Here is a 14,040-nt window from a genome sequence, read left to right on the forward strand (position 1 = left end):
AGCCATGAGCAAGATCGTTGTTGTCACCGGCGCTGGCGCCGGGGTGGGCCGGGCCACCGCAACCATGTTCGCCAAGGCGGGCTATGATGTGGCGTTGCTGGGGCGCGATGAGGGCCGGCTGCAGGCCGCCGCCGCCGAAATTCAGGGGCTGGGGGCGCGTGCCGTCTGGCATTCGGTGGACGTGGCCGATGCCGATGCCGTCTCCCAGGCCGCCCAGGCGATCGAGCAGGAATTCGGGCCGATCAGCGTCTGGGTCAATAACGCCATGGCCACCGTGTTCGCGCCAGTGACCAAGGTGACACCGGAGGAATTCCGCCGCGCCACGGAAGTGACCTATCTCGGCACCGTGCATGGCTGTCTGGCGGCGCTGGCGGCGATGCAGAAACGCGGTGCCGGCACCATCATCAATGTCGGCTCGGCTTTGGCCTATCGCTCGGTGCCGCTGCAATCGGCTTATTGCGGGGCGAAATCCGCCATTCGTGGCTTCACTGACAGTCTGCGCAGCGAGCTGATCCATGATCGCAGCCAGATCAAGCTCTGCATGGTGCATCTGCCGGCGGTGAACACGCCGCAATTCAACTGGGCGCTGAACAAGATGGGCCGCCGGCCGATGCCGGTGCCGCCGGTCTATGCGCCGGAGGTGCCAGCCCGGGCGATCCTGTTCGCGGCCGAGCATCCGCGCCGGGAGCTCTGGGTCGGGTTCCCGACGGTGAAGGCCATTCTCGCCAACCGCATCGCGCCGGGCTTTGCCGATTGGGTGCTGGCCAGGCAGGGCTATTCCGGCCAGCTGACCAGCGAGCCTGAGCCGGAGGACCGCCCGGCCAATTTGTTCAAGCCGGTGCCTGGCGATGAAGCGGCGCATGGGCGGTTCGACGGTGTCGAGCGCGAGGTTAGCTGGGAGATGTTCTCCGGCCGGCACAAGGCGGCCGCCTATGCCGGGCTGCTGGCGCTGGGGCTCGGCGCCGCGTTGGGGCTGCGGCGCTTAAAGCAAGGCTGAGCGGCTTTGTTTCAGGCAAGGGAGCCCTTATACCGCTCCCATGCGTATTCTTCTGCTCGGCGACCTGCTCGGCCGCTCCGGCCGCGAGGCGGCTCTCAAACATATTCCTGAGCTGCGCGCGGCGCTGAAACTGGATTTCGTCGCGGTGAACGCCGAGAATGCCAGCCATGGTTTCGGGCTGGGGCCGGACATGGCGCAGGCGCTCTTCGCCGCCGGGGCGGATGTGATCACGCTGGGCAACCATGCCTGGGACCGCCGGGAGATCATCCCCTACATCGCCAGCGAAAAACGCTTGATCCGCCCGATCAATTTCCCGCCCGGCACGCCGGGTGCGGGGGCCTGCCTGGCAACGTTGCCGGATGGGCGCAAGGTGCTGGTGGCGCAGGCGATGGGGCGGCTCTACATGGAGGCGATGGATTGCCCGTTTCGCGGCATCGATGAGCTGCTCACCCGCCATAAGCTCGGCATCACCGCCCATGCCATCCTGATCGACATCCATGCCGAGGCGACGTCGGAGAAAATGGCGTTCGGCCATGCCTTCGATGGCCGCGTCACCGCCGTCACCGGCACCCACACCCATATCCCCACCGCCGACCACCAGATCCTCCCAGGCGGCACCGGCTTCGCGACGGATCTGGGCATGTGCGGGGATTATGATTCGATCATCGGCATGCAGAAGGCCCCGGCGCTGAACCGGTTCATCCGCAAGATGCCGGGTGAGAAGCTGAGCCCGGCGGAGGGCCCGGCGACCCTGTGCGGCGCTTTCGTGGAGACGGATGACGCCACCGGGCTGGCCAAACGCATCGAGCCGGTGCGGCTGGGCGGACGTTTGGCGCCGGCCATGCCCTCGGCGTAAGCGGCGCTTCATCCCCCGTTAACATGAGGCGTGGCAGACTCATGTTTATCTTCCAATCTTGCAAAAGCGGGGTGTGATGTCCTCTCTGGTCCTGGAATTGAAGCAGGGTGAATCGATGATCCTCAATGGGGCGGTCATCCGGTTCAAAACCCGCACGCGGCTGGAGCTGAACAGCCATGCGCGCTTTCTCTTCGGCAAGCAGATCATGCCGGCGGAGGAAGCCACCAGCCCGCTGCGCCAAGCCTATTTCGCCTTGCAGCAGGCTTATATCAGTGATGAGGAGGAGCGGCCGGAGGCGCTGCAGCGCGCCCGCGACAATATTCGCCGGCTGATGGGCGAGGCGCCGGAGGCGCAGCGCGAGGACTGGTCCGCGCTGCTGCGCCTGACCAGCGAGGAGACCGTGCTGGATGCGCTCAAGCGCGCCCGGCAGATGATCCGCGCGGCGGAGTCGGCACCGCAAGGGAATTGATGTTTGCGTTGAGCCGGGCGTGGTTATGTCCGGCTCAACGTAATGGGATTTGGTTTAGAGCAATATGTGTTGAGGTTGACGCGCCAGCGTCAAGATAAACACACGAAATTGCTCGCTAAAACAAAAGCTTGATGCTCTAGCCGCGCAGCTCTTCCAGCCGTGCCAGCAGGGCCGGCATGTCCGGCTGTACCTCAAACAGATCGCGCACCTCCGGCCTGGCGAAGCCGCGCTTGATCGTCTCGTCGATCATCGCGATGAACGGGTCGGCCCAGCCGAGAATATTCACCAGAATGATCGGCTTGGCGTGCTGGCTGAGCTGCTTCCAGGTCAGGATCTCGAAGGTCTCGTCATAGGTGCCCAGCCCGCCGGGCATCACCACGAACACATCGCCCAGCGCAAACAAGCGGCGCTTGCGGGTATGCATCGAATCGGTGACGATCAGCTCGGTCAGGCCCTGGAACTCCACCTCGCGCTGGCGCAGGAAATCCGGGATGATGCCGGTCACCTCGCCGCCCGCGCCCAACGTCGCGCCGGCGGTGATGCCCATCAGCCCGACATTGCCGCCGCCGAACACTAGGCGCATGCCGCGCTTGCCCAGCCCTTCACCCAAGGATGTGGCCGCCGCCGCATAGGCCGGATCCACCCCCGGGTTGGAGCCGCAAAATACGGTGACGGAAAAACTAGCCATCTCACTCTGCCTCGCTTCCAGTTCTGCCCCGTTCGTGGCAGGCTGAAGCGGCCATGGCAAGCAACGACACTCTTGAGACACCGGTGCGCAAGCGCACCCCTCTGCGGCTGATCATCCTTCTCGTGCTGGTCATCCTGGCGCTGGGGGATGCGGCGCTGCTCTTCTATCTGCATCACGGTCGCCACGGCGCGCCGGCCCCGGCCGTGCCGGTAGCACCCAGCGCTCCGGCGACGCCGCAGGCGGCCGCCGGCCCCGCCGTGCCGAGCTTCGACATCGTCCGCGTCGACCCGCAGGGCAATGCGGTGATGGCCGGCCGTGCCGTGCCGGGGGCCACCGTGACCGTCAAGGATGGCGACAAGGTGCTGGGCACCGCGACCGCGGATGCGCAAGGCGCCTTCGTGCTGATCCCGGCCAGCCCGCTGCCCCCCGGTTCGCATGAGATCACGTTGTCCGAGGCGCTGCCCGGCGGGCAGGTGGTGCAGGGCCAGCAAAGCGCCTCGATCAATCTGCCCGGCAATGGCCAGCCGGCGCTGGCCGTGGTCTCCGGGCCGGATGGCAGCAAGGTTGTCACCGGCCAGGGGCCGCAGCCCGGCCAGCTCGGCATGGGGGCGGTGGATTACGACGCGCAGGGCCATGCCATATTCAGCGGCACCGCTCCGGCGGGGGCGCAGGTCACGGTCAATGTCGGCGGCAAGGATCTCGGCACCGCCAAGGCGGATGCCTCCGGCCATTGGCATCTGCAGGCATCGGTGCCGACGGCGCCTGGCATGGTCACGCTGAACGCCACCGGCCCGGATGGCCAGGCGCTCCCACCGGTGACCGCGCCTTTTGCGCCGGAAGCTCTGACCAAGGCGCTGCAGGACGGCCATGTGCTGATCGCCCCCGGCGATAATCTCTGGATGATCGCGCGCCGGGTTTATGGGAAAGGCACCTTGTATACGCTGATCTATTCCGCCAATGCGGGGCAGATCCACGACCCCAACCTGATTTTCCCCGGCCAGGCCTTCGCCCTGCCGCAGACTCAGGCGCACTGAATAAAGGCAGAGTTCCATGAATATTGCTGAGACGATCAAATCGGTGATGAGCCCGCCGCACAAGGCCGGCTATCCGTTCATCATCGGCGGCATCGTGGTCGCCCTGATCGGGCTGGTGGTCTGGCACCCGCTGGCCTGGATCGGGCTGCTTTTCACCCTGTTCTGTCTGTATTTCTTCCGCGACCCGGAACGCGTGCTGCCGCCGCGCCCCAACGTGTTCGTCGCCCCCGCCGACGGTCTGGTGGTGAGCATCGAACAGGCGATCCCGCCGGCGGAGCTCGGCTTGCCGCCGGTGCCGCGCACCCGTGTCGCCATCTTCCTCTCGGTGCTGGACGTGCATGTGAACCGCGCCCCGATCGCCGGCACGGTGCAGAAGATCGCCTATCATCCCGGCCTGTTCCTCTCCGCCGCCGAGGACAAGGCGAGCGACGATAATGAGCGTAACTCGATGCTGCTGCGCACCGTCGATGGGCGCGAGGTGGTGGTGGTGCAGATCGCCGGGCTGATCGCGCGGCGGATTCTCTGCGAAGTGACCGAGGGCCAGGCGCTGCTCGCCGGCCAGCGTTTCGGCATCATCCGCTTCGGCTCGCGCACCGATCTCTATCTGCCGGAAGGCTGCCTGCCGCTGGTCGCGGTCGGCCAGCGCATGCTCGGCGGTGAGACGGTGATCGCCGAATTGCCGCCCGTGCTCAGCACCTTCCCGTGATGCGGCCGCGTCGGCTGCCGCGCCGGCAGCGTTTTTCCGGGCAGAGTTTCAACCGGATGCTGCCCAATCTGATGACGCTGCTGGGGCTCTGCGTCGGGCTGTCCTCGATCCGGCTGGGGCTGGAGGGGCGCTTCGGCGCCGCCGTGCTGGCCATCGCGGTCTCGGGCGTGATCGACGGGCTGGATGGGCGGCTGGCGCGGATGCTGAAGGCGACCTCGCGCTTCGGCGCCGAGTTCGACAGCCTGGCGGATTTTCTCTGCTTTGGCATCGCCCCGGCGCTGCTGCTTTATATGTGGTCGCTGCAGCCCTGGGGGGCGATCGGCTTTCTGCCGCCTTTGATGTTCGCCGCCGCCATGGCGCTGCGTCTGGCGCGCTTCAACGCGGCGCTGGATTCCGCGCCCAAGGCCGCCTTCGCCTATAATTTCTTCACCGGCGTGCCGGCTCCGGCTGGCGCGGGGCTCGCTCTGTTTCCGCTCTTCATCGGTCTGGCGGCGAATGAGCATGACCAGTTCTGGCTGCAGGATGTGGTGAGCTACCCGCTTTTCACCGGCGCGGTGCTGGCCATGGTGGCGGTGCTATGCGTCTCCACTTTGCCGGTCTGGAGCTTCAAGAATTTCAAGATCCCCACCGCCGGCATCCTGCCGCTGCTGCTGGGGGTGGTGGTCTTCGCGGCTTTGATCTTCGCCGACCCCTTCATTGCCGGCGCGATGGCCGGGCTCGCCTATATCATCATGCTGCCGTTTTCGCTGCGCAGCTATCGCAAGCTGGCCCGCGAGGCGAAGGCGCGGCGCGAAGCGTCTGTGGTGATCGATGATGAACAGGTCGTGACGCAACCTGAGGTTTGATTTTTATTGATTTGATTAACCTGTCGTTTTAAATCTGATTCCGGAATAATCGCGCGGAGAAGCGTTTGATGTCCGGCTTGACGCAAGGCGGCCCGATCTTGCTGGGAACGGCAACCCCCGCCTCGTTGAGCCTGGCGAGCGGACTTTCCCTCACCTTGGCCGGCCAGGCGGCAACAGACAGCCCGGCGCTGGTCAGCGGGCTTTATGGCGATCAATCCTCGAACTGGACCATCGCGACCAGCGCCACGCTGGTCGCGGAGCTGACGCTGGCCAGCGGCGCGGCTGTCGGGGTGGGGCTCGAACTGGCCGGGGCCGGCACCATTGATAATGCTCTGGGTGGGACGCTGTCCGGCAATCTGGAAGGGGTGGTGCTGGCTTCGGGCGGGATCCTGGTCAGCCAGGGGCTTATCGAAGGGGGCGTTGCGGGCGGGGTAGGCTTGCAGCGGATCGGCGTGCGCATGGCCAGCGGCGCGCTGGAGAACGACGCGACCGGGACGATCACTGGTGGCGCCTATGGTGTCAGCCTCGGCGGAGGTGGTGTGGTCAGCAATGCGGGCAGCATTTCCGGCGGGTTGGCGGGGATGGTGCTGGGTGCCAGCGGGCTGTTGGAAAATCAGGCAGGCGGGGTGGTGCAAGGCGGGCTGGCCGGGCTGGTGCTGGGCGGCGGCGCCAGCCTGGTCAATCAGGGCGAGGTCCAGGCCACGAGCATCGCCGCCGGGCATGACGGGGTGATTTTGAGCGCCGGCGCCTATCTCGGCAATGCGGGGGTCATTGCGGGGTTCGATGCGGCTTATGCCGGGGCGGGTCCGGTGCGGCTGAATAATGGCGGCACCATGCTGGGCGGCGGGAGCATCGCGCTGGCCTTCCCGGCGAGCGGCTATGGCTTCACCACCGGTGCCGCGGTGGCGCTGGCGGCGGGGCAGGTCCAGAATACCGGGCTGATTGAGGGCGCCAGCGCGCCGTCCGGTTCCGTCTTGCGGCAGGGCACGGCGGGAGCCGGCATGGTGCTCGGCGCTGGCACATTGGTGAATGGCGGCGTGATTGCCGGAGGCGGCGGAGGCTCTGCCGGGTTCGGCGGCGTTGGCCTGTCCGGCGGGGCGGGGCTGGTTGCCAGCAATGATGGCACGCTGCTGGGCGGTGGCGGCTTCTATGGCGGGGCCGCGGCGATGCTGGCCGGCGCCACCTTGGTCAATCGCGGTTCGATCGCCGGCGGCAGCGGGACGCAGACCGGCGGCAACGGTGTGGTGCTGATGAACGATGCCCTGCTGGTGAATGCGGGCAGCATCCAGGGCGGGGCCGGGACGCGCTATGGCTGGGGCGAAGGGCTGGGGGCGGGGGTGGCGCTCTATACCGGCACGGTGCTCAATCAGGGGCTGCTCTCGGGCGGCGGCGGCGCCTTTATCGGGCTCTGGATGGGCGGGGGCAGCGTGCAGAATATCGGCACCATCCTCGGCCATGCGGCGCTGGCGATGCAGGGGGGCAGCTTCACCAATGGCGGGCTGGTCGAGGGCGCGGCGGTGGCGCTGGACCTGGCCGGGGGGGCTTTCACCAATGCCGGCACGCTCGCCGGCAGCTTCGCCGCCTATATCAGCGAAGCCAGCCCCAGCCTCACCGTCGCCCCGGGCGGCGTGTTCGAGGGGAGGGTGACGGCCGTGAGCGGCGGCGGCACGCTGCTGCTCTCCGGCAGCCATGGCACATTGGATATGGGGGCAAGCTTTTCCGGCTTTTCCGAGATCTCCTTCGCCGGCACGGGCTGGATGCTGGCCGGGGCGGTGGCCGAGCTTGCCGGCGGCCAGACCCTCGCCGGGTTCGGTGCGGGGGATGTTCTGCGCCTGGACGGGGTGAGTGCCAGCAGCGCCAGCCTCGTCGCCGGGACCGGGCTGGTGCTGAGCGGGGCCAGCGGGACGGAAACCATCGCCCTGGCCGGTTTCGATCAGGCCGGGCCGGTGACGCTCAGCCAGACCGCAGGCGGTGCCGAGATCGTCATCTGCTACCGGCGCGGGACCATGATCCAGACCGTGGAGGGCGAGCGCGATGTCGTGTCGCTGCGCATTGGCGATGTGCTGCCGACGCGCTTTGGCGGCCGCCAGCCGATTCGCTGGATCGGCCGCCAGCGTTTCGGGCCGGAGGCGCTGCGCGGCCAGCGCGCGCGCTGGCCGGTTTGTATCCAGAAGGGCGCGCTCGGCATGGGCCTGCCGCGGCGCGATCTGTTCGTCTCCCCGGGCCATTCCCTGCTGCTGGGCGGGGTGCTGGTGTTGGCGGAGGCGCTGGTCAACGGCGTCACCATCACCCAGCCAGAGCCGGCAGAGGCGGTTGAGTATGTCCTGCCGGAGTTTGAGCGTCATGATTGCCTGCTGGCGGAAAGCGTCTGGGCCGAGAGCTTTGCCGACGGGCCGGACCTGCGCGCGCAGTTTGACAATGGCGCGGCGTTTCTGGCGGCCCATCCGGGCTGGCAGGCGCCGTCCGCGCTCAGCTTGTGCGCCCCGCGCTTCCTCGCCGGCCCCCGCCTGGCCGCCGCGCTGCGCCCGTTTCTGCCGCCGCCGCCGGGCTTCGGGGCGCTGCGTGGCTGTATCGACATTGCCGATGGGCGCATGGTCTCCGGCTGGGCGCAGGATATCGCCTCACCGCTCTGGCCGCAGATGCTGGAGATCTATGCCGGACGAACCAGGCTGGGCACGGTGCTGGCCTGCGACCATCGGCCGGATCTCGAACAAGCCGGCATCGGCATCGGCCGCGCCGGTTTCAGCTTCAGGGCGCCGCGCCGTTACAACCCGGCGCGGTTGCGCATTTCCCGTGTGGGGGACGGCGCTTCGCTCCCCGTTCCGGTGCGCCGCGCCGCCTGATCAGCCCTTCACATCCGTCTGCGGGCGGTCGATCCCGAGCGCCTCTTCCGTGTGCCAGGCGCCATCCTCGCTCTGATACTGGATCAGCCTGGTCTCGCCGGGCACACGCTGCTCCTGCGCGGCGCGGCGGGCGGCTTTCAACGCCGCCTCATGGGTCTTGAAGCTCTCGGAGAAACTGCCATCCAGCGTGTAGGCGAAGCCGCCATCGTGCGGGACGATTTTGTAATGCGCGGTGCTCATGCGGGCACTCCTTTCAGCCCTCAATATAAGGCGTCATCGAAGCCGCGCCATGGCCAGTGAGTCGGCATAGGCGCCGCCCCGGAAAATATCCGCGGCGAAACGCCCTTCCACCTCGAAGCCGAAGGATTCGTAAAGCCGGATCGCATGGTCCTGGTCCGCCAGCACCGCCAGCGCCACCCGGCTGAGGCCCAGCCAGCAATCCGCCAGCTCCAGCACCGCCGAGAGCAAGGCGCGCCCGATGCCTTGGCCCTGATAGGCATCATGCACCAGCAGCGACTCCACCGTGCCTGCATGCAGATGGCGCCCGCGTCCCGGTGTCAGTACCGCCAGCCCCGCCACCACCTCGCCGGACAGAGCGAGGATGGCATGCGCCCTGCTCTCCGGCGCGGCGAGATGCGCCACATCCTGCGGCGTCATGAAGGGCCGGCCGGTGGTGCCAAAGCAGATGCCGGGCAGGCTGCACAAGGCGGCCAGGCCCGGCAGGTCATCCGCGTGCGGCGCGCGCAGGCTGAAGGGGGCGCGCGGCGCCTGGGGCGGCCGCGGCGGGGCCAAGCTGGCATCGCGCGGCAGGCCCTGGCGCAGCCGCCCCATCGCCAGCGCGTCGCGCAGCACGCCTTCCTGCATCGCCTCATGGCGCAGAACCGCCTCGGTGACGAAGCCGAAGCGCTTATAAAGGGCGATCGCGGCCTCGTTGTTGGCGAATACCGTCAGCTCGATCTTGTGCAGATTTAGCCAGTGATCCGCGAGATCCAGCAGCGCCGCCAGCAAGGCGCTACCAATGCCCTGGCGCTGCGCGGTCTCGTCCACCATGATCCCCAGCGTCGCCGCATAAGCCCGCCTTGGGTTGGCTTCGCGGCGCAGGCTGGCTTCGCCCAGCACCTGCCCATCCGCCCCGCAGGCGACGAGCCGGGCATGCGTCGCCGTTTCATCCGCCAGCACGGCTTGCGTCCGCGCCAGGCTGGTGAAGGGCAGGGCGCAGGTAAAGCGGCGCACGCTGGGCTGGTTATAGATGCGGTTGAGTGCGACGGCATCATCCGCGCAGGCGGGGCGGATGCTGATCATGGCATGGCCTCCTCGGCACAGGCCGGAATCTGCGCCTTGCCGCCTTCAATCACCACCGGGCGAAAGCCGCGCGGCGGCGGCTCGGCCGGCCGGCGCGCCAGCATGCGCGCCCGCGCATTGGCCGCGGCAAAGCCGAGCGCAGCGGCACAGAGGGACAGAAACGGCAGCCAGGCCAGGGGCGACATGGAAAAGCTCCTCTTGGGTTGGGAGGCAGGGCGTTTTCCAGAAAAAACCCCGCCTTGCGTGTGGGCGGGGTTGGGGACGGTCGGGGTTGGGAAGCCCGCTAACCGTGCCGCGCCCGCGCGCGCATACGCACGCCGCCAATAATATTGGCGGCTACGATGGTCATCGCGCGGGTGAGTGGTTTCGTCATGGGCGCTGACGCTAACGAGGAAATCATGTTTTGCCAAGCTCTTATTCGCATGCGCCTCTTGTGCCGCCCGGCGTTCGGGGCCTTTTCTATGGCGGACGCAAAACGCAAGGAGTGGCGATGGCCGCGAAGCCGGAAAGAAAGCAGGTGCTCATCGTCGGCGCCTCGCGGGGGTTGGGGCTTGGATTGACCAAGGAGTTTCTGCGCCGGGGCTATCATGTCACCGCCACGGTGCGCACCGCGATTCACGGCGCCGGGCTGGAGGAATATTACCAGCAACTCACGCTCGACACGCTGGACATCAATAACCCGAATATGGCCGAGGCGTTTCTGGCGCGGATGAAGGGCCATGTGTTCGACCTCGTGGTGCTGAATGCCGGTATTTATGGCCCGCGCGACAAGGGGCTGGACGAGGTCACCGCCGAGGAAATCACGCATCTGATGATGACCAATGCCATCGCGCCGCTGCGCCTGGCGGAGCGTCTGGCGCTGCTGCTGAAGCCCGAGACCGGGGTGCTGGCTTTCATGTCCTCGGCGCTGGGCAGTTTGGAGCTGAACGCCAACGATGCCAGCCCGCTTTATGCCGCCAGCAAGGCGATGCTGAACCGGCTCAGCCGCGCCTTCGCCGCCGCGCATGAATATCTCACCATCGTCAATCTGCATCCGGGCTGGGTGCGCACGGATATGGGCGGCGAGACCGCGCCGCTGGATGTCGAGACCTCGGCCAAGGGCATGGCGGATGTGCTGGAATCACGCGCCGGCAGCGGCGGGCACGAATTCCTGGATTATCGCGGCAAGATCGTACCCTGGTAGCGCCGGACGCGGTTGGTTTCGGCGCGAAACCTTGCTAGATCGCCGCGATGGACCAGCCCCTTCCCCAGAGCGAGAGCATCTCCGGCATCCCGCCGCGCCGCACCTTCGCGATCATCTCTCACCCGGATGCGGGCAAGACCACGCTGACCGAGAAGCTGCTGCTGTTCGGCGGCGCGATCCGCGAGGCGGGGATGGTGAAGGCGCGCCAGGACCGCCGCCAGACCCGCTCGGACTGGATGAAGATCGAGCGCCAGCGCGGTATTTCCGTGACCTCCTCGGTGATGACCTTCGAGTTCGGCGGGGCGGTGTTCAACCTGCTGGACACGCCTGGCCATGAGGATTTCTCCGAGGACACCTACCGGACGCTGACGGCGGTGGACAGCGCGGTGATGGTGATCGACGCCGCCAAGGGCATCGAGCTGCAGACCAAGAAATTGTTCGAGGTCTGCCGGCTGCGCAACATCCCGATCACCACCTTCATCAACAAGATCGACCGCGAGAGCCAGAACCCGTTCGCGTTGCTCGATGAGATCGCCGATACGCTGCAGCTGGATATCTGCCCGATGGTCTGGCCGATCGGCTCGGGCGGGCTGTTCAAGGGCTGTTATAATCTGGGCAATGACCAGCTGGTCTCCGCGAAGAAGCCCGGCGAGGACGGGCCGGCGCAGAGCTTCACCATCCCCGCCGACCAGCAGGCGCAGCTGGATGAGGATGTGGAGCTGATCCGCGCCGCCTATCCGGCCTTCGATGCGCAATCCTACGAGGAAGGGCATCTGACGCCGGTTTATTTCGGCTCGGCCTTGAAGGATTATGCGGTGCGCGAGCTGCTGGAAGGGCTGGTCGCCAACGCCCCGCCGCCGCAGCCCCGGGCTACGGATGTGCGCGAGGTGGCGCCGGAGGAGAAGCCGGTGACCGGCTTCGTGTTCAAGGTGCAGGCGAACATGGACCCGCAGCACCGCGACCGCATCGCCTTCACCCGCATCTGTTCCGGCAAATTCACCCGCGGCATGAAGCTGACCCATTCGCGGACGGCCAAGCCGATGGCGATCCAGGCGCCGATCTTCTTCTTCGCCCAGGACCGCTCGCTGGCGGAAGAGGCGTTTCCGGGCGACATTATCGGCATTCCTAACCATGGCACGCTGCGGGTGGGCGATACGCTGACCGAGGGCGAGAAGCTGCGCTTCACCGGCATCCCGGATTTCGCCCCCGAAATCCTGCGCCGCGTGCGCCTGGCCGACCCGATGAAGGCCAAGCAGATGCGCAAGGCGCTGGAGGATCTGGCCGAAGAAGGCGTCACCCAGGTGTTCCGGCCGATGACCGGGGCGGACTGGATCGTCGGCGTCGTCGGCATGTTGCAGCTCGACGTGCTCTCCTCGCGCATTGAGCAGGAATATAACGTGCCGATCGGCTTCGACCCGGCGCCCTTCGACACCGCCCGCTGGATTTTTTCGCAGGACAGCGCCCGGCTGAAATTCTTCATCGAGGTGAATAAGAGCGCGATGAGCGAGGACCGCGACGGCGCGCCGGTCTACATGGTGCGCAATGCCTGGGAGCTGAACCGGATGAAGGAGAATTTTCCGGAGCTGACCTTCTCGGCGACGCGTGAGCGCACCTAAGGCGGAGACATTGTGGCGATGGGGGCTGCCGATCGCGGTTGTCCTTATCCCCACTTATGCGTTTTTCACGCTGGGTCTGCGCAGCTTTTATATTAACGGCGCCTGGTGGGGGGATGCCGGCATGCTTGCCCCGGCCATGTGGCATAATGGCTGGGGGCTTACATTGCCCTTGGTATGGCGCGGCGACAGTTTTCTCGCCACCCATATGGCGTTGGTGTTCTGGCTCACCTCGGGCATCTCCTGGCTGCTGCCGGTCACACGCGAACAGTTCTTTTCCTTGTTTCTCGGTTGCGTGCAGGGGGGAATGGCCCTGGCGGTATACGCGCTGCTGCGCAGTGTGCCTATGCGGCGCTGGTCTGCTGCCGGATTGGCGATCCTGTTTGCATTCAACGGGATGGTACTGGCCGCAAGCTGCAATCCGCATTTCGAACTGCTCATCGTGGCCAGCGGCATTGCGTTTCTCACCTGCCTGCTGCGCCGGCGCCATGGGGCGGCGCTCTGTTTTTTTGCGCTCTGCCTGAGCACCCGCGAGGATGCCGGCATTCATCTCGGGTTGCTGCTGGCCTGCGGCATCTGGGCGCTGCGTATGCAGGGGGTGGCATGGGAAAGGCTGCGCCCGCTCGCCGGTTACGCGGTGGCCGCACTGGTCTGGAGCGCCTCTATTCTCGCCATTCAGCACGCCATCTTCCCAAACGCGGCGGCGCTGGATGATGTTTATCTCGGCCATGGCGTCTTTCCGCCTGTGAGTCTGGTAACAATCGCCACGCGCCTCACATTCTGGCTGATCTACCGGCTCTATCTCGTACTGCCGATCATCGCGGCGATCATCCTGGCGGAGCGCTGGCGGGCCCCCTCCATCGTGGCCGGCTTCATATCCTGCCTGCCCTGGCTGGCCCTGAATCTGATGGCCCGCAGCCCCTATGCCGGAACGCTCAGCAATTATTATCCGTTTCCGTTGGTGCTCGGGATGGTATGGCCCTTGCTCGGCCACGGGTTCGCGCTCCGCTTGCAGGCGCGCCACGTCACCACGCCGGTTCAGGCCAAACGTGCCTTTGTGACGATCCTGCTTTGCTCCTTTGTCGGGCTTTGGGGGATGCAAAATCCGCAAAATTTGCGCTTCCCGGGGGATTTCCTCTCACCACCCAGCCTGGCGATGCAGGCCCGGACCAACCGGGCGATTGAGCTGTTGAGCCAGGCGACGCTCGGGCGGGTGGCGGCGGATGGCGCGGTGGTCGCCCTGGCGCCGGGGCGGTTTCAGCGCTCGCAAATCCTTTGGTACCCCCAGCCGCAAGCGCCCGATACGGTGATTTTCTTCGCCCACGGGCAAGGCACCGCACCGGCGCTGGCGCTGGCGTCCAGGTCCGGGTTGAGAGTGTTTTCGCAGATCCCGGGCACGCGGCTTCGCATTGCCTCCCACGCGGCATTGCGCTTGCCCGCTTTGTCTCTCGCCCCCTGGGCACCTACTTGGGCATCTCCCTGAAGGGTGTGCTGGCCCGGCGCG

At 66.7% G+C, this 14,040-nt stretch carries 14 protein-coding genes; 10 read left to right on the forward strand and 4 right to left on the reverse strand.

The window, feature by feature from the left end; all coding sequences use genetic code 11:
* The first annotated feature begins 4 nt into the window (after window positions 1-4).
* From T331_RS0112600 to T331_RS0112610, 3 genes are all read left to right on the forward strand, one after another.
* On the forward strand, window positions 5-997 hold the full coding sequence (locus tag T331_RS0112600; RefSeq protein WP_026440278.1) for an SDR family oxidoreductase: 993 nt from the start codon (window positions 5-7) through the stop codon (window positions 995-997).
* Window positions 998-1,037: 40 nt separating this feature from the next.
* Window positions 1,038-1,853 carry a TIGR00282 family metallophosphoesterase gene (locus T331_RS0112605; RefSeq protein ID WP_026440279.1) on the forward strand — a complete coding sequence of 272 codons (816 nt, stop codon included), beginning with the start codon at window positions 1,038-1,040 and terminating at the stop codon, window positions 1,851-1,853.
* A gap of 76 nt (window positions 1,854-1,929) precedes the next feature.
* Window positions 1,930-2,322, forward strand: coding sequence for a flagellar FlbT (locus tag T331_RS0112610; RefSeq protein ID WP_008492296.1), 393 nt, complete (start codon window positions 1,930-1,932; stop codon window positions 2,320-2,322).
* A gap of 136 nt (window positions 2,323-2,458) precedes the next feature.
* Here T331_RS0112610 and T331_RS0112615 read toward each other — a convergent pair whose 3' ends face one another.
* Entirely contained in the window at window positions 2,459-3,010 is a 552-nt protein-coding gene (locus T331_RS0112615) for an LOG family protein (protein WP_026440280.1), read from the reverse strand.
* A gap of 53 nt (window positions 3,011-3,063) precedes the next feature.
* Here T331_RS0112615 and T331_RS18305 point away from each other — a divergent pair, with 53 nt between their 5' ends.
* The 4 genes from T331_RS18305 to T331_RS0112635 all read left to right on the forward strand — a co-directional run bounded on the left by T331_RS18305 (window position 3,064) and on the right by T331_RS0112635 (window position 8,438).
* Window positions 3,064-4,044 carry a LysM peptidoglycan-binding domain-containing protein gene (locus tag T331_RS18305; RefSeq protein ID WP_051622359.1) on the forward strand — a complete coding sequence of 327 codons (981 nt, stop codon included), beginning with the start codon at window positions 3,064-3,066 and terminating at the stop codon, window positions 4,042-4,044.
* A 16-nt stretch (window positions 4,045-4,060) separates the two neighbouring features.
* Window positions 4,061-4,750, forward strand: a complete 690-nt coding sequence (locus T331_RS0112625; protein WP_008492299.1) for a phosphatidylserine decarboxylase — start codon at window positions 4,061-4,063, stop codon at window positions 4,748-4,750.
* Entirely contained in the window at window positions 4,750-5,595 is an 846-nt protein-coding gene (locus T331_RS18310; protein ID WP_035180107.1) for a CDP-alcohol phosphatidyltransferase family protein, read from the forward strand. Before T331_RS0112625 ends, T331_RS18310 begins: the two co-directional genes overlap by 1 nt.
* A gap of 68 nt (window positions 5,596-5,663) precedes the next feature.
* Window positions 5,664-8,438 carry a Hint domain-containing protein gene (locus T331_RS0112635; RefSeq protein ID WP_026440281.1) on the forward strand — a complete coding sequence of 925 codons (2,775 nt, stop codon included), beginning with the start codon at window positions 5,664-5,666 and terminating at the stop codon, window positions 8,436-8,438.
* Here T331_RS0112635 and T331_RS0112640 read toward each other — a convergent pair whose 3' ends face one another.
* From T331_RS0112640 to T331_RS0112650, 3 genes are read right to left on the reverse strand one after another with little or no spacing between them, the layout of a single operon-like run.
* Window positions 8,439-8,678: a DUF2188 domain-containing protein gene (locus T331_RS0112640; protein WP_008492304.1), complete on the reverse strand. Its 240-nt coding sequence runs from the start codon at window positions 8,676-8,678 to the stop codon at window positions 8,439-8,441.
* 33 nt (window positions 8,679-8,711) lie between these two features.
* Complete coding sequence (locus T331_RS19230) at window positions 8,712-9,740, reverse strand: GNAT family N-acetyltransferase (RefSeq protein WP_051622360.1); 1,029 nt, start codon at window positions 9,738-9,740, stop codon at window positions 8,712-8,714.
* On the reverse strand, window positions 9,737-9,925 hold the full coding sequence (locus tag T331_RS0112650; RefSeq protein WP_008492308.1) for a hypothetical protein: 189 nt from the start codon (window positions 9,923-9,925) through the stop codon (window positions 9,737-9,739). The genes T331_RS19230 and T331_RS0112650 overlap by 4 nt, the downstream gene beginning before the upstream one ends.
* Before the next feature lie 305 nt (window positions 9,926-10,230).
* Between T331_RS0112650 and T331_RS0112655 the strand changes: the two genes are divergently transcribed.
* From T331_RS0112655 to T331_RS0112665, 3 genes are all read left to right on the forward strand, one after another.
* Window positions 10,231-10,923, forward strand: coding sequence for an SDR family oxidoreductase (locus tag T331_RS0112655; RefSeq protein WP_026440282.1), 693 nt, complete (start codon window positions 10,231-10,233; stop codon window positions 10,921-10,923).
* Between the two features lie 47 nt (window positions 10,924-10,970).
* Window positions 10,971-12,539 carry a peptide chain release factor 3 gene (locus T331_RS0112660; protein ID WP_051622361.1) on the forward strand — a complete coding sequence of 523 codons (1,569 nt, stop codon included), beginning with the start codon at window positions 10,971-10,973 and terminating at the stop codon, window positions 12,537-12,539.
* 121 nt (window positions 12,540-12,660) lie between these two features.
* The gene (locus T331_RS0112665) at window positions 12,661-14,019 is read left to right on the forward strand and encodes a glycosyltransferase family protein (protein WP_211248725.1); all 1,359 of its coding nucleotides are present in this window, start codon (window positions 12,661-12,663) and stop codon (window positions 14,017-14,019) included.
* Window positions 14,020-14,040: the final 21 nt, after the last annotated feature.

The sequence above is a fragment of the Acidocella facilis ATCC 35904 genome (assembly GCF_000687875.1).
Taxonomy (GTDB): Bacteria; Pseudomonadota; Alphaproteobacteria; order Acetobacterales; family Acetobacteraceae; genus Acidocella; species Acidocella facilis.